The sequence below is a fragment of the Citrobacter sp. Cpo061 genome (genome assembly GCF_030332845.1).
Classification (GTDB): domain Bacteria; phylum Pseudomonadota; class Gammaproteobacteria; order Enterobacterales; family Enterobacteriaceae; genus Citrobacter; species Citrobacter portucalensis.
The window spans coordinates 139,374-154,721 of the sequence record NZ_JAOWHB010000034.1; the positions used below are offsets into that span (position 1 = coordinate 139,374).

Annotated in this window: 13 protein-coding genes; all 13 read right to left on the reverse strand. The window is 54.6% G+C overall.

The features are described from left to right. Window positions 1-13 precede the first annotated feature (13 nt). Window positions 14-1,081 carry an undecaprenyldiphospho-muramoylpentapeptide beta-N-acetylglucosaminyltransferase gene (murG, locus tag OGX97_RS04270; protein ID WP_235125444.1) on the reverse strand — a complete coding sequence of 356 codons (1,068 nt, stop codon included), beginning with the start codon at window positions 1,079-1,081 and terminating at the stop codon, window positions 14-16. Continuing rightward, the gene (gene ftsW / locus OGX97_RS04275) at window positions 1,078-2,322 is read right to left on the reverse strand and encodes a cell division protein FtsW (RefSeq protein WP_003829529.1); all 1,245 of its coding nucleotides are present in this window, start codon (window positions 2,320-2,322) and stop codon (window positions 1,078-1,080) included. The genes murG and ftsW overlap by 4 nt, the downstream gene beginning before the upstream one ends. After that, entirely contained in the window at window positions 2,322-3,638 is a 1,317-nt protein-coding gene (gene murD / locus OGX97_RS04280) for a UDP-N-acetylmuramoyl-L-alanine--D-glutamate ligase (protein WP_279850899.1), read from the reverse strand. The genes ftsW and murD overlap by 1 nt, the downstream gene beginning before the upstream one ends. A gap of 2 nt (window positions 3,639-3,640) precedes the next feature. Beyond that, window positions 3,641-4,723 (reverse strand): phospho-N-acetylmuramoyl-pentapeptide-transferase, encoded by a 1,083-nt coding sequence (gene mraY / locus OGX97_RS04285; RefSeq protein ID WP_003018774.1) that lies wholly within the window; start codon window positions 4,721-4,723, stop codon window positions 3,641-3,643. Continuing rightward, complete coding sequence (gene murF, locus OGX97_RS04290; RefSeq protein WP_079935000.1) at window positions 4,717-6,075, reverse strand: UDP-N-acetylmuramoyl-tripeptide--D-alanyl-D-alanine ligase; 1,359 nt, start codon at window positions 6,073-6,075, stop codon at window positions 4,717-4,719. The genes mraY and murF overlap by 7 nt, the downstream gene beginning before the upstream one ends. Next, on the reverse strand, window positions 6,072-7,559 hold the full coding sequence (gene murE / locus OGX97_RS04295; RefSeq protein WP_008786196.1) for a UDP-N-acetylmuramoyl-L-alanyl-D-glutamate--2,6-diaminopimelate ligase: 1,488 nt from the start codon (window positions 7,557-7,559) through the stop codon (window positions 6,072-6,074). The genes murF and murE overlap by 4 nt, the downstream gene beginning before the upstream one ends. Continuing rightward, entirely contained in the window at window positions 7,546-9,312 is a 1,767-nt protein-coding gene (ftsI, locus tag OGX97_RS04300) for a peptidoglycan glycosyltransferase FtsI (protein WP_003829538.1), read from the reverse strand. Before ftsI ends, murE begins: the two co-directional genes overlap by 14 nt. Window positions 9,313-9,327: 15 nt before the next feature. Continuing rightward, window positions 9,328-9,693: a cell division protein FtsL gene (gene ftsL / locus OGX97_RS04305; RefSeq protein ID WP_000625651.1), complete on the reverse strand. Its 366-nt coding sequence runs from the start codon at window positions 9,691-9,693 to the stop codon at window positions 9,328-9,330. Continuing rightward, complete coding sequence (gene rsmH / locus OGX97_RS04310) at window positions 9,690-10,631, reverse strand: 16S rRNA (cytosine(1402)-N(4))-methyltransferase RsmH (RefSeq protein ID WP_003018789.1); 942 nt, start codon at window positions 10,629-10,631, stop codon at window positions 9,690-9,692. The genes ftsL and rsmH overlap by 4 nt, the downstream gene beginning before the upstream one ends. 1 nt (window position 10,632) lies before the next feature. Then, window positions 10,633-11,091, reverse strand: coding sequence for a division/cell wall cluster transcriptional repressor MraZ (mraZ, locus tag OGX97_RS04315; RefSeq protein WP_003018792.1), 459 nt, complete (start codon window positions 11,089-11,091; stop codon window positions 10,633-10,635). Between the two features lie 612 nt (window positions 11,092-11,703). Then, complete coding sequence (gene cra / locus OGX97_RS04320; protein WP_003018794.1) at window positions 11,704-12,708, reverse strand: catabolite repressor/activator; 1,005 nt, start codon at window positions 12,706-12,708, stop codon at window positions 11,704-11,706. A gap of 264 nt (window positions 12,709-12,972) precedes the next feature. Next, window positions 12,973-13,464: an acetolactate synthase small subunit gene (gene ilvN, locus OGX97_RS04325; protein WP_003829566.1), complete on the reverse strand. Its 492-nt coding sequence runs from the start codon at window positions 13,462-13,464 to the stop codon at window positions 12,973-12,975. Between the two features lie 2 nt (window positions 13,465-13,466). Next, window positions 13,467-15,191: an acetolactate synthase 3 large subunit gene (gene ilvI / locus OGX97_RS04330; protein WP_234096466.1), complete on the reverse strand. Its 1,725-nt coding sequence runs from the start codon at window positions 15,189-15,191 to the stop codon at window positions 13,467-13,469. Window positions 15,192-15,348: the final 157 nt, after the last annotated feature.

The following is a 15,348-nucleotide window of genomic DNA, read 5'->3' on the forward strand; positions in this document are numbered from 1 at the left end:
GGCATCACCACAATTACGCCCGGGCAGCCCGGCTCACTTCATTAGCAACACGCTCTGTAGCATCCGGAATGGAAGCGGCGCGCGCACGTTCTGCCATGGTTAATAAAGTTTCTCGCGACCACCCGGAAAGGGTGTTAGCGATGGCATCCACAGTAAACTGCGGCTGCTCAAGAATTTTGGCGGCGCCCGCTTTCTCCAGCGGCAGCGCATTCCAGTACTGCTGTCGGTCTTTATGCTGAAAAGGTACAAACAGCGCAGGTAAACCCGCAGCGGCAATTTCGCTTACCGTCAGCGCGCCGGAGCGACAAACTACGATATCCGCCCACGCGTAGGCGGCTGCCATATCATCAATAAACTCAGTGACCTTGTGCTGCGGTTGTCCCGAGTCGGCATACGCCTGTTCAACGGTTTGCTGCGCGCCTTTGCCACTCTGATGCCAGATAGTCACCGCGTCACCAAGCTTTGCGGCAACCTGCGGCATCGTCTGGTTCAATACGCGTGCGCCCTGAGATCCCCCGACGACCAGCACGCGAACCGGGCCTTCACGCCCCGCCAGACGCGCTTCGGGCAACGGCAGCGCCAGAACGTCGGTGCGTACTGGGTTACCCACCACTTCCGCATTCGGGAAAGCGCCAGGAAAAGCCTGCATCACCTTCGTTGCAATCTTCGCCAGCCACTTGTTAGTTAATCCCGCAATGCCGTTCTGCTCATGCAGGACAACCGGAATGCCTAATGACCAGGCAGCCAGACCGCCAGGGCCGGACACGTAACCGCCCATCCCCAGCACCACATCAGGCTTAAACTGCTTCATGATGGCGCGCGCCTGACGCCAGGCATTAAAAATACGCACGGGGGCGGCAAGCAGCGCGTTGACACCTTTGCCACGCAAACCGGAGATGCGAATAAAGTCAATTTCAATGCCATGCTTCGGCACTAAGTCCGCTTCCATACGATCGGCGGTGCCCAGCCAACGAACCTGCCAGCCCTGGGCCATTAAATGGTGCGCGACCGCCAGCCCCGGGAACACATGCCCGCCGGTACCGCCTGCCATCACCATTAACCGCTTCGGTTGACCACTCATCGTGCACCTCGTGTAAACGCCTGGGCTTTTTCCAGACGCGTTTCATAATCAATACGTAACAAAAACATGATGGCCGTCGACATAATCAACAAACTGGAACCACCATAACTGATCAGCGGTAACGTCAGACCTTTTGTTGGCAGCATACCTGCTGCCGCGCCGACGTTTACCAGGGCCTGGAAGCTAAACCAAATCCCGATGGAGCAGGCTAAAAAGCCTGAAAAACGGTGGTCAATTTCCAGTGCTTTGCGACCGATCGACATCGCGCGAAAAGCGACGAAGAATACCATTAAAAGTGCCAATACCACACCGATATAACCCAGCTCTTCCCCAATGATGGCGAAGATGAAGTCGGTGTGCGCTTCCGGTAAATACTCCAGTTTTTGCACTGAATTACCTAACCCCTGACCCCAAACCTCACCGCGACCAAAAGCCATCAGCGATTGCGTTAACTGATAGCCGCTGCCAAACGGATCTTCCCATGGGTTCCAGAAGGAGGTTACGCGGCGAATACGATACGGTTCGGCAAGGATCAGCAGCACCACCGCCGAAATCCCCATGCCGATAATGGCAATGAACTGCCACAGTTTCGCGCCAGCGAGAAACAGCATCGCCAGCGTCGTGACAAACAGCACCACCACCGTACCAAGGTCAGGCTGCGCCAGCAGTAAGACTGCCAACACCAGAATCACACCCATCGGTTTTAAGAAGCCGCGCAGGTTATTACGCACTTCATCGACTTTACGCACCAGGTAGTTAGCGAGATAACAGAACAGCGACAGCTTGGTGAATTCCGCAGGCTGAATACGCAGTGGACCCAGCGCGATCCAGCGCGATGCCCCGTTAACTGAGCTCCCCACCACCAGCACGATCAACAACATGATGATCGAGGCGATCAGCATCGTCGTGCTGTACTTTTGCCAGAACTCCATCGGCAGACGCAGCGTCACCATCGCCAGACAGAACGCGAGGAAGATATACAGCGCGTCACGCTTAGCAAACAGGAAAGGATCGCCTGCCAGGCGTTGCCCTACGGGCATCGATGCCGATGTCACCATCACAAAACCGATCGCTGCCAGACCAAAAGTCAGCCACAGCAGCATGCGGTCATACATGATCAGGCTGTCCGCGTCTTTATCACGCGAAGCCATCACCCAGCCTTTAAGTGCCGCGAAGATCCACGCCAGGACACCCAGTCCCGGTACGCGCGGCATTTTCAGACGAGGGAGAGAGAATCGCATCAACCCAACTCCTTCGCTAAACGGGTAAAGACGTCACCGCGTTGCTCAAAGTTCTTGAACTGGTCAAGGCTGGCGCAGGCTGGCGACAGCAGCACCATATCACCCGGCTTCACACGCGGTGCGAGCAGACGCATTACCTGCTCCATGGTTTCAGTGTGTTCCGCAACCTCAGGACGCAGAGCAGCAAGCTGTGCGCCATCGCGACCAAAGCAGTAAAGACGAATGTTGTCGCCAGTCAGGTAGCGTTGCAGCGGCGTAAAGTCGGCGGATTTCCCATCGCCGCCCAGCAGCAGGTGCAACGTACCGTCAACGTGCAGACCATTCAGTGCCGCTTCTGTGCTGCCAACGTTGGTGGCTTTTGAATCGTTGATCCAACGCACACCGTTATGATTCAGTACCAACTGGAAACGATGCGCCAGACCGGTAAAGGTAGTCAGCGCTTTCAGGCTGGATGCCCGCGGCAGACCCGCAGCATCCGCCAGCGCCAGCGCCGCCAGGGCGTTGGTATAGTTATGCTGGCCGGTAAGCGTCATCTCTTTCACGTTCAGGACTTTTTCACCCTTCACCCGCAGCCAGGTTTCACCCTGCTGACGATTGAGATGATAGTCACCCATGTTGATGCCAAAGCTCACGCAGCGCTCATCCGCCCCGCGAATCGGCATGGTCAGCGCATCATCGGCATTAACCACACACACTTTCGCATTCTCATAGACGCGCAGTTTGGCCGCACGGTACTGCTGCAAGCCAAACGGATACCTGTCCATATGATCTTCGGTGACGTTCAAAATGGTGGCGGCTACGGCCTGTAAGCTGGAGGTTGTCTCCAGCTGGAAGCTCGACAGCTCCAGTACATACAGCTCACGTTCGTCATCCAGCAGCATCAGCGCGGGCAGGCCGATATTTCCGCCAACACCCACGTTCACACCAGCCGCTTTCGCCATTTCTCCCACCAACGTGGTGACGGTGCTTTTCCCGTTGGAACCGGTGATCGCGACGATCGGCGCCTGCGCTTCACGACAGAACAGCTCGATGTCACCGACAATTTCGATCCCTGCATCAGCAGCGGCGCTCAGAGAAGGATGCGCCAGGGCAATACCAGGGCTGGCGACGATGAGATCGGCGGCCAGCAGCCAATCATCATTCAGGCTGCCAACATGACGCTCAACCGCTTCCGGCAATTTATCCAGGCCAGGTGGCGTTGCGCGGGTATCCATCACACGCGGCGTCACGCCACGCGCCAGAAAGAAATCCACACAGGACAGCCCGGTCAATCCCAGACCGATAATGACGACTTTTTTACCCTGGTAATCAGCCATGATTAACGTACCTTCAGCGTTGCCAGGCCAATCAGCACCAGCATCAGCGAAATAATCCAGAAGCGCACGATTACGCGCGGTTCCGGCCAGCCTTTCAGTTCATAGTGATGGTGAATCGGCGCCATACGGAAGATGCGCTGTCCGCGCAGCTTAAAGGAGCCAACCTGCAGAATGACCGACAGCGTTTCCACAACAAATACGCCGCCCATAATTACCAGCAGGAATTCCTGACGCAGCAGCACGGCAATAATGCCCAGCGCGCCGCCCAGCGCCAGAGAACCGACGTCGCCCATAAAGACCTGCGCCGGATAGGTGTTAAACCACAGGAAGCCTAACCCCGCACCGACAATCGCCGTACAGACGATCACCAGTTCGCCGGCATGGCGTAAATACGGAATGTGCAGATAGTTGGCAAAGTTCATGTTACCGGTCGCCCACGCCACCAGCGCAAAACCAGCAGCCACGAACACGGTCGGCATAATCGCCAGACCATCCAGGCCATCGGTGAGGTTTACCGCATTGCCAGTACCCACAATAACGAAGTACGCCAGCAGCACGTAGAACAGCCCCAATTGCGGCATGACATCTTTAAAGAACGGCACCACCAGCTCGGTAGCCGGGGTATCTTTACCGGCGAGGTACAGCGCAAAGGCTACACCCAGCGCAATCACCGACATCCAGAAGTACTTCCAGCGGGCAATCAGGCCCTTGGTATCTTTGCGCACCACTTTGCGATAGTCATCGACAAAACCGATAATGCCGTAGCCAATCAATACCACCAGCACGCACCATACGTACGGGTTCGACGGATATGCCCACAACAGAACGGAGATAACAATCGCGGTGAGGATCATGATCCCGCCCATGGTTGGCGTACCGCGTTTACTAAAGTGCGATTCAGGACCGTCGTTACGTACAACCTGTCCAAAGGACATTTTTTGCAAGCGGGCAATCATGCGCGGGCCCATCCACAAAGAGATGAACAGCGCGGTCAGCAGGCTGACGATGGCGCGAAACGTCAGATAGGAAAAGACGTTAAAGCCGGAATAATATTTGACCAAATGTTCGGCCAGCCAAACTAACATGTCCCATTCTCCTGTAATGCGCGTACTACCTCTTCCATGGCGGCACTACGTGAACCCTTCACTAAAATCGTCATGACCTGATGTTCTGCAATCAATGCTTTAAGATGCGCGGCCAGCGCGCTTTTATCCGCAAAATGTTCGCCAACGCCGCTGGCGTCGCTAATTGCCTTACTCAGTTTTCCTGTACTCAGTACACGGTCGATACCTGCTGCTTTCGCAGCAACACCTACCTGTACATGGCATGCTTCACTTTCTGCGCCAAGCTCTGCCATATCGCCAACGACCAGTACGCGATAGCCCGGCATTTCAGACAGCACCTGCACCGCTGCGGTCATCGAACCGACGTTCGCGTTATAGGAGTCGTCCAGCAGCAACTGATTTTCTGCGAGTTGAATCGGGAACAGACGTCCCGGTACCGCTTGCAGATCCTTCAAACCCGCTTTGATCGCCTCGTGCGTCGCGCCTACCGCCATAGAAAGCGCCGCCGCCGCAAGGGCGTTAGCGATATTGTGGCGACCCGGCAACGGCAGCAGGACATCAATGCTTCCGGTCGGCGTTTGCAGAGAAAATTCTGTGCCATGCGAGGTCACATGAACGTTGGTAGCAGAAAAGTCGCTGTTGGCCGCATTCGGGGAGAAGCGCCAGACTTTGCGTTCGCCGATGATGCTTTGCCAGTTCAACCAGTCGTTGTTGTCGGCATTCATAATGGCGATACCATTCTCAGACAGGCCGGTAAAAATCTCACCTTTTGCCTTCGCAACGCCCGCCAGAGAGCCGAAACCTTCCAGGTGCGCGGCGGCCAGATTGTTCACCAGCGCCGCTTCCGGACGCGTCAGGCCGACGGTCCAGGCGATTTCGCCCTGATGGTTGGCGCCGAGCTCAATCACGGCATAGTCGTAATCGTTAGTTAAGCGCAGCAGCGTCATCGGTACGCCGATGTCGTTATTCAGATTGCCCGCGGTATATAGGGTGTTACCACACTGGCTCAGAATGGCAGCCGTCATCTCTTTGACGGACGTTTTACCGGATGAGCCGGTCAGCGCGACAACGCGCGCCGGAACCTGAGCGCGAACCCACGCCGCCAGTTCACCAAACGCCAAACGCGTATCTTTAACAATCAGCTGCGGCAGGTTGGTGTCCAACGGGCGGCTGACCAGCAGCGCACCCGCCCCGCTCTCTTGCGCTTTGTCTGCAAAATCATGGGCATCAAAGCGTTCGCCTTTCAGCGCCACAAACAGGCAGCCCGGCGTCACTTTACGCGTATCGGTTGTTACGGCATCAAGGGTCAGATCGGCCCCTTTCAGTTCGCCACGGAGGATCTCCGCCAGTTGGCTGAGCGTTACGCTAATCATGCGATAACCCCCAGCAGACGCGCTGCGGTCACGCGGTCAGAATAGTCGAGACGCTGCGAGCCGACGATCTGGTAATCTTCGTGACCTTTCCCGGCCACCAGCACCACGTCGTTTTCTTTCGCCTGCATAATGGCGTTTGTCACGGCTTCTGCGCGCCCTTCCATCACCTTCGCCTGTCCGGCATCCAGCATACCCGCCAGAATGTCGTTAATAATGGCGCGCGGCTCTTCGGTACGCGGGTTGTCATCAGTCACCACGACAACATCTGCAAACTGCTCGGCGATTGCGCCCATCAACGGACGTTTGCCTTTATCGCGATCGCCGCCGCAGCCAAAGACGCACCACAGTTTGCCAGTACAGTGCAGACGTGCCGCCTGCAGCGCTTTTTCCAGCGCATCTGGCGTATGAGCGTAATCAACCACCACGGTGGTTTTACCCGGCGCGCTGAACACTTCCATACGTCCGCAAACCGGCTGCAATTGTGTCGCCGTTTTCAGTAAATCAGCTAACGGATAGCCCAGTGCCAACAGCGTTGCCAGCGCCAGCAAAAGATTGCTGACGTTAAACGCCCCCATCAGGCGGCTTTCAATTTCGCCGTCGCCCCATGAGGAGGTAAAACGAATCGTTGCCCCGCTGTCGTGATACTTCACGTCAACCGCTTTTAACCAACGACCATGACAGTTCGGGTTGATGTGGTCTTCCATCGAAACGGCAACCGCATCCGGGAGTTTCGCCAGCCAGCGACGGCCGACCTCATCATCCGCATTGACGATGGCCTGGCCGCAATGGTGCGTGGAATACAGCAGCCATTTCGCGGCTTCGTAATGTTCCATGTCGCCGTGGTAGTCGAGATGGTCACGGCTTAAGTTAGTAAATACTGATGCGGCAAACTTCAGCGCCGCCACGCGATGCTGAACCAGGCCGTGTGAAGAGACTTCCATCGCGCCAACCGTTGCGCCCTGCGCAGCCAGCCCCGCCAGCACATGCTGGACATCAACGGCTGAACCGGTGGTATTTTCCGTCGGGATCACTTTGCCCAGCAGGCCATTACCTACTGTTCCCATTACCGCGCTGGTTTCGCCAAGCAGTTGGCTCCACTGGGCCAGCAATTGGGTGGTGGTGGTTTTACCGTTAGTCCCGGTTACACCGACCAGACGCATTTTCTCAGAAGGCTCGTGGTAAAAACGGCCCGCCAGTGCAGATAAACGTTCGTTAAGCTGACTGAGATAGATGACCGGAACGCCATGCATTTCACGGATTTCACCATCAGTAGCTTCATCTTTTGCTTCTGCAATAATGGCAGCCACACCTTGCGCTATCGCCTGCGGGATATACCGACGCCCGTCCGCCTGATGACCCAATACTGCGACAAAGAGATCGCCTGATGCAGCCACACGGCTGTCAAGCGTCATCTCCCGCAGTGCTCGCTCCGGTGCACCCGGCACCCATGGAGCAAGAAGGTCGCGCAAATTACGATCTGCCACCTGTTGCCTCGCCTTGATTATTCACAAATTCATTTTTATCGCCCGTTGTCAGCGCATCCGGCTCGATGTTCATGGTGCGCAGTACGCCGCCCATGATGGCACCAAAGACCGGCGCGGAAACGGCGCCACCGTAGTATTTACCCGCCTGCGGATCGTTGATAACAACAACCAGCGCGAAGCGCGGCTGACTCGCAGGCGCAACGCCTGCGGTATAAGCAATGTATTTGTTGATGTAGCGGCCATCCGGCCCTACTTTTTTCGCTGTACCGGTTTTAATAGCGATGCGATAGCCTTTAATCGCCGCCTTCACGCCGCCGCCGCCCGGCAGCGCCACGCTTTCCATCATATGCACGACGGTACGCACGGTATCTTCCGGGAAGATACGCTCACCCGGAACAGGAGGGTCAACTTTGGTAATCGACAGTGGACGATAAACGCCGTAGCTGCCGATCGTTGCATAGACTCGCGCTAACTGTAACGGCGTTACCATTAGCCCGTAGCCGAAAGAGAAGGTGGCCCTCTCTATGTCAGACCACCGTTGTTTTTGAGGATATAAGCCACTGCGTTCTCCGACCAACCCCAAATTGGTCGCTTTTCCCAGCCCAAAACGTGAGTAAGTATCTACTAACGCTGAGGACGGCATCGCTAACGCCAGCTTGGAAACACCGACGTTACTCGACTTCTGCAAAACCCCGGTGAGGGTTAATTCACTATAACGCGCCACGTCTTTGATTTCGTGACCATTAATTCGGTAAGGGATAGTGTTGAGGACGGTATTTTCGCGTACCACGCCACGCTGCAGCGCGGTCATCACCACCATCGGTTTAACGGTAGAACCCGGTTCAAACACGTCGGTGATGGTACGGTTACGCATCGCGTCTTTTGGCGTACCGGTGAGATTGTTCGGGTTGTAGGACGGACTGTTGGCCATGGCCAGCACTTCACCGGTGTTTACATCCACCAGTACCGCACTGCCTGACTCCGCCTTGTTGAACGCCACGGCATTATTCAGTTCACGGTAGACCAGTGCCTGTAAACGCTCATCAATGCTCAACGCGAGGTTATGCGCCGCCTGGCTGTCGGTAGAGGAGATATCTTCAATGACGCGGCCATAACGGTCTTTACGTACAATACGTTCGCCCGGTTGTCCGGTGAGCCACTTGTCGAAGCTCTTCTCTACGCCTTCAATCCCCTGGCTGTCGACGTTAGTAAAGCCGATGAGGTGAGCAGTCACTTCTCCGGAAGGATAGTAACGGCGGGATTCTTCGCGCAGGTGGATACCTGGCAGCTTCAGTTTCTTGATGTAGTCGGCCATGTCAGGGTTTACCTGACGCGCCAGATAGATGAAGCGCCCTTTCGGGTTGGCGTTAATGCGGGAAGCCAGTTGATCGAGCGGGAGATTCAGCGCGGTTGACAGCGCTCTCCAGCGTTCGCCAACGCTCACGCCGCCTGCATCATGTACTTCTTTCGGGTCGGCCCATATCGCTTTAACCGGAACGCTCACAGCCAGCGGGCGACCAGAGCGGTCGGTAATCATTCCGCGTGATGTAGACACTTCCTGGACGCGTAGAGAGCGCATATCACCCTGACGCACCAGCATGTCCGGCGCGATGATTTGCAGCCAGGCAACGCGCCCCAGCAGAAAACCCAGTGCCAGCAAAATACAGCCGCACAGTAACGCAAAACGCCAACTGATAAAGTTGGCTTGTTCTTCCTGGCGTTTTGGTTTGTGCGTTTTTGCCGCTGCTTTCATGCGTCGCGTTTATCCTTATTTTTGTACTACGATATTTTCTTGTGAGGGATCGACATGCTGCATTTGCAGCTTTTCCGTTGCGATCCGTTCAACACGGCTATGGTCGCCGAGCGCGTTCTCCTCAAGGATCAAGTTGCGCCATTCGATATCCAGCGCATCTCGCTCCAGAACCAGCTGCTCACGCTGCGCAGTCAGTAACCGCGTATGGTGTGCTGTTGTCACGACGGTAACCGCCGTCAAAATAATGCAAATGAACAGGCAGAGTGGCAGCTTCCCAAACCGCAAAAGATCGTCACCGATCACGCCAGGCAAGGCATGGCGCTCGTTGCTTCCTATCGATCCTTTAACTTTGCTGAGGGCTTCTGTCACTCTGCTGATCATGCGTTCGTCCTCTCTGCAATACGCAGAACTGAACTACGGGCACGAGGATTCTCAGCTACCTCTTCTTCACCCGGCATCATCTTGCCTAGTGCTCTTAACTCACGGCCGCCCAGCTTTTTGATCTGCGCTTCGGTCATCGGTATTCCAGCCGGTACCTGAGGACCACGGCTTTGTTCACGCATAAAGCGTTTCACAATGCGGTCTTCAAGCGAATGGAAACTGATGATCGAAAGGCGACCACCTGGAGCCAGCACGCTGAGCGAGCTTTTTAGCGCCTGCTCTATCTCCTCCAGTTCACTGTTCACCCAAATGCGCACCGCCTGGAAGGTACGAGTCGCGGGATGTTTGAATTTGTCCTTCACCGGCATTGCCGCTGCAATAACTTCCGCCAGCTCTTTGGTGCGGGTCATCGGTTCGATGCGGTTGCGCTCCACGATGGCGCGCGCAATGCGTTTGCCGAAGCGCTCTTCGCCAAAGGTTTTAATCACCCAGGCAATGTCTGCTTCATCGGCGGTTTGCAGCCATTCGGCCGCTGACTGACCGCGTGTTGGGTCCATACGCATATCTAACGGACCGTCACGCATAAACGAGAAACCGCGCTCTGCGTCATCGAGCTGCGGTGAAGAAACGCCGAGATCGAGAAGAATCCCGTCGATCTTACCGGTCAGTCCACGCTCGGCGACATAGTCAGCCAGCGCAGAGAAAGGTCCATGTACGATGGAGAAACGGGGATCGGTAATCGTTTTTGCAACGGCAATAGCCTGCGGATCGCGATCGATTGCCAGTAAACGTCCCTCTTCGCCAAGCTGGGAGAGGATCAGACGTGAGTGACCACCGCGACCAAATGTCCCGTCAATGTAGATGCCGTCTGGACGAATATTCAGGCCGTTTACGGCTTCATCCAGCAACACCGTTGTATGTTTATAATTTTCCGTCATTTTATAGAGACAAATCCTGCAATCGTTCCGACAACGCGCCAGTAACAGACTGCTCAGCGTCGATATCTTCCTTGACCTGTTGATACCAGGTCGTTTCATCCCACAGCTCAAACTTATTGAACTGCCCAACCAGCATCACTTCTTTCGTTAGCCCTGCGTGTTGCCGCAGAATGGGTGCTATCAGTAATCGACCAGCGTTATCCATCTGACATTCGCTGGCATGACCCAACAATAAGCGCTGTACGCGACGCTCAACTGGATTCATGCTCGACAGACGCGATAGCTTCTGCTCGATTATTTCCCATTCAGGCAGGGGGTACAGCAGCAGGCACGGGTGATGGATGTCAATGGTGCAAACCATTTGACCGGTAGCGCTCTCAAGCAGTTGATCCCGATAACGGGTAGGCACGGATAAGCGCCCTTTACTGTCGAGATTAACTAACGTTGCTCCCCGGAACATGCCAGTCTCACCCCCAATTACCACTTTATCCCACAAATTCCCACTTAAAGGAGTTTACGGAGCGGAGGAAAACCTTGTCAAGCAAGTCGCGGCGCTTAGCGGAGCAAAAAACCCATTGTTTACGGCTAATATCAGCGTTGAACAAATTCCGTACAGCAAACGAAGCAAATTAACGTCATGAATATTTGTAAGAAAAAAATCCAACAACTCATCATTGCTTAAAACAACTGAATATCATCCAAAGAAAATATAAAGTGTCAGTTTGCGACGCGAGCGGCATTTTAGGACAATATGCAGCGAGTTAACAGTACCAGTTAATCGGTCTGTACGCCGCGCAGAGCCGAGGAAAGCACCAGATGGCCGCAATACGAGAGCAAAGTGTTTGTTAATTCGGCAAATCCATACAAGCATGTAACAAAATAATACAAGCGTAACGCGTCGTTACGTATCAATAACCCAAAAATGGATAGTTGCATTTTTAATTCGGGGTATTTCAAGAATGATTTCAGATAATTCTAAAGAATATTCTTAAATATAATGCGGTTATTTCTGAGAATAGAAAAATTGAAGACGTCAGAGGCTTATCCCGCCGACGTCATCAATTGAGGAAACTTAGTTACGGCTGAGAATACCGCGACGGTACAGATTACGCCGTATACGCGTTAAACCTGGTTTTGGTTTACGCGGTTCGTCCAGACTTGCCAGTACAATCTCCAGCACGCGTTCCGCGACATCACGATGGCGCTGTGCCACTGCCAGTACCGGGCACTGCAGGAAGTCGAGCAGTTCGTGATCGCCAAAAGTCGCAATCGCTAAATCAGACGGCAGTTGCCCATCACGACGCAGGGTCACATCCATCACGCCCTGCAACAGGGCAAACGACGTGGTAAACAACGCCTGAGGCATTGGGTGCGTTTCCAGCCATTTATCAAACAGCTGCGCAGCCGCTTCCCGCTCATAGCTGTTGGCGTACAGGAAATGGACTTCACGCGGATCGTCCTTCCACGCGGTACGAAAACCCTGCTCGCGCAGGAAACTGACGGATAATTCAGGAAGCGCGCCCAGATAGAGAACGGTTTCAGCAGGGAATTTGCGTAACTCCTCTGCCAGCATTTCCGCATCATCCTGATCCGCACCCACAACGCTGGTAAAATGTTCGCGGTCCAGTGCACGGTCCAGCGCCACAATCGGGAATGAACTGTTTGCCCAGCGTTGGTAGAACGGATGCTCAGGCGGCAATGAAGTCGACACAATAATGGCATCGACCTGGCGCTGTAAAAGATGCTCAATACAGCGCATTTCGTTATCCGGCTGATCTTCAGAGCAGGCAATCAACAGCTGATACCCACGCTGACGCGCCTGGCGTTCCAGATAGTTTGCGATCCGGGTATAGCTTGTGTTCTCAAGATCCGGGATCACCAGCCCGATAGAACGTGTGCGTCCAGCACGCAGCCCGGCCGCCACGGCATTCGGGTGGTAATTATGCTCACGCACCACCGCCATGACTTTTTCAACCGTTTTGTCGCTTACGCGATATTGCTTTGCTTTGCCATTAATAACGTAGCTTGCAGTCGTTCGCGAAACGCCGGCCAACCGAGCGATTTCATCCAGTTTCACAATTGCCCCTTGCGTAAAATGTACAAACCATAACCTTTTAGATGGCATGGGTTAAACTTCTTAACATCTAAGCGCAGAATAATGACTGCGGCAACCGCTTTTGTCTCTGGTTACTGCTGATTTCGCAAAAAAAAGCGCAGCAGGTAGCATCAGCGAAAGCGGGTTCGTTACCTGCAGGCAGGATAAGGCGTTTATGCCGCTATCCGGCATGACCTCCACGATGAGGCCTGATAGCGCTTTGCTTACCAGGCCTACGGTTGACGATTAGCGCATAATTTTATCGCCACGGGAGAGTCCCACCACACCGGAACGAGCAACTTCCACAATTTTGGCGACTTCACGCAAGGTTGCCAGAAACGCATCCAGCTTGTCGCTGGTGCCCGCCAGTTGTACGGTGTAGATAGACGGCGTCACGTCGATGATTTGCCCGCGGAAAATCTCCGTGTTGCGTTTCACCTCCTCCCGGCCATAACCGCTGGCCTGGATTTTCACCAGCATGATTTCTCGTTCAACATGGGCACCCTGCCCCAGCTCGCTAACGCGCAGAACATCCACCAGTTTGTGGAGCTGCTTTTCGATCTGCTCAAGGACTTTCTCATCCCCTACCGTCTGAATCGTCATCCGCGATAAGGTCGGGTCGTCGGTCGGCGCGACGGTCAGGCTTTCAATGTTGTAACCACGCTGGGCGAAGAGGCCAATCACCCGCGATAATGCACCCGACTCATTTTCCAGCAATACTGATAATATCCGGCGCATAATCAGGTCCTCTCCGTTTTGCTTAGCCACATTTCATCCATCCCGCCCCCACGAATCTGCATCGGGTAGACATGCTCACTGCCGTCGACGGTGACGTCGACAAACACCAGGCGATGATTACGCACATGCTCCAGCGCTTCACCCAGCTTGCTCTCCAGTTCATCTGGATGATTAATCTGGATACCGATATGCCCATAAGCCTCAGCAAGGCGCACAAAATCGGGCAGCGACTGCATGTAAGATTGAGAGTGACGCCCGGAGTAGATCATGTCCTGCCATTGTTTGACCATGCCGAGATAACGGTTGTTAAGGTTGAGCACCAGCACCGGCAGTTCATACTGCAGCGCCGTCGACAGCTCCTGGATGTTCATCTGAATGCTGCCATCCCCGGTGACGCACACTACCGTTTCATCCGGCAACGCCATTTTCACCCCTAACGCCGCAGGTAAACCGAATCCCATCGTGCCGAGGCCGCCTGAGTTAATCCAGCGACGCGGTTTATCGAACGGATAATAAAGTGCGGCAAACATCTGATGCTGGCCAACGTCAGAGGTCACATACGCCTCCCCTTTCGTCAGACGCCAGATGGTTTCAATCACCGCCTGCGGCTTAATGCTTTCGCTTTGCGTGTCGTATTTCAGACACTGACGGGCGCGCCAGTGCTCAATCTGTTGCCACCAGTCACGGTTATCATCCAGTGGCTGCAGTGATTTCTCTTGCTCCAGCAGTTCGAGCATTTGATCCAGCACCAGACGGGCATCACCCACAATCGGAATATCCGCAGTAACGGTTTTAGAAATAGAGGTCGGATCGATGTCGATATGCAGCACGGTCGCATTCGGACAATATTTTGCCAGGTTATTCGTCGTTCGATCGTCAAAGCGAACGCCGACAGCAAAGATCACATCGGAATGATGCATGGTCATATTCGCTTCGTAGGTACCGTGCATCCCTAACATGCCCAGCGCCTGACGATGCGTGGCCGGAAACGCGCCCAACCCCATTAGCGAGGAGACAACCGGCAGATTCAGCGCTTCAGCAATCTGAGCTAACTGCTCATGGCAAGCAGCATTGACCGCGCCACCGCCCACATAGACAACCGGTTTCTTCGCCGCAACCAGCGTCTGTAGCGCCCGTTTGATCTGTCCTTTGTGCCCCGTCGTCGTCGGATTATACGAGCGCATACTCACCGAGTCCGGCCAGCTATAAGGCAGTTTCTTCGCCGGATTCAGAATATCCTTCGGCAAATCCACCACCACCGGCCCAGGACGACCGCTTGCTGCCAGCCAGAAGGCTTTTTTCAGCACCTGCGGGATATCTTCCGTTTGTTTGACCAGGAAGCTGTGTTTTACCACCGGGCGGGATATACCTACCATGTCGCACTCCTGGAAGGCATCGTAGCCAATCAGCGACGTTGCGACCTGTCCGGAGAGGATCACCAGCGGAATGGAATCCATGTAAGCCGTTGCGATTCCGGTAATCGCGTTGGTCGCCCCCGGTCCGGAGGTAACTAATACGACCCCCACTTCTCCCGTGGCACGCGCAAGTCCATCAGCCATATGTACCGCCGCTTGTTCATGGCGGACCAGCACATGATCAATACCGCCGACCGTATGCAGCGCATCATAAATATCGAGGACGGCCCCCCCGGGATAACCGAATACCTGCTTCACACCCTGATCGATGAGCGATCGGACGACCATCTCGGCTCCAGACAACATCTCCATGGCTTGCCTCACTCTTATAATGAATTACGGTTTAACAACACATTAACCGCTGACGATGACGCATGGCAATTGACTCCGAAGGGGTGTCACTGGAGTAAATAAGAATAAAAAGGAGGAAAGACGCGAATAAACGGAGAATTAAACCAGCATAAGCAAT

Coding starts and splice junctions, on each gene's coding strand:
- murG (WP_235125444.1), bottom strand. CDS start 1,081: ATGAGTGGTCAACCGAAGCGGTTAATGGTGATGGCAGGCGGTACCGGC.
- ftsW (WP_003829529.1), bottom strand. CDS start 2,322: ATGCGATTCTCTCTCCCTCGTCTGAAAATGCCGCGCGTACCGGGACTG.
- murD (WP_279850899.1), bottom strand. CDS start 3,638: ATGGCTGATTACCAGGGTAAAAAAGTCGTCATTATCGGTCTGGGATTG.
- mraY (WP_003018774.1), bottom strand. CDS start 4,723: ATGTTAGTTTGGCTGGCCGAACATTTGGTCAAATATTATTCCGGCTTT.
- murF (WP_079935000.1), bottom strand. CDS start 6,075: ATGATTAGCGTAACGCTCAGCCAACTGGCGGAGATCCTCCGTGGCGAA.
- ftsI (WP_003829538.1), bottom strand. CDS start 9,312: ATGAAAGCAGCGGCAAAAACGCACAAACCAAAACGCCAGGAAGAACAA.
- ftsL (WP_000625651.1), bottom strand. CDS start 9,693: ATGATCAGCAGAGTGACAGAAGCCCTCAGCAAAGTTAAAGGATCGATA.
- rsmH (WP_003018789.1), bottom strand. CDS start 10,631: ATGACGGAAAATTATAAACATACAACGGTGTTGCTGGATGAAGCCGTA.
- mraZ (WP_003018792.1), bottom strand. CDS start 11,091: ATGTTCCGGGGAGCAACGTTAGTTAATCTCGACAGTAAAGGGCGCTTA.
- ilvN (WP_003829566.1), bottom strand. CDS start 13,464: ATGCGCCGGATATTATCAGTATTGCTGGAAAATGAGTCGGGTGCATTA.
- ilvI (WP_234096466.1), bottom strand. CDS start 15,191: ATGGAGATGTTGTCTGGAGCCGAGATGGTCGTCCGATCGCTCATCGAT.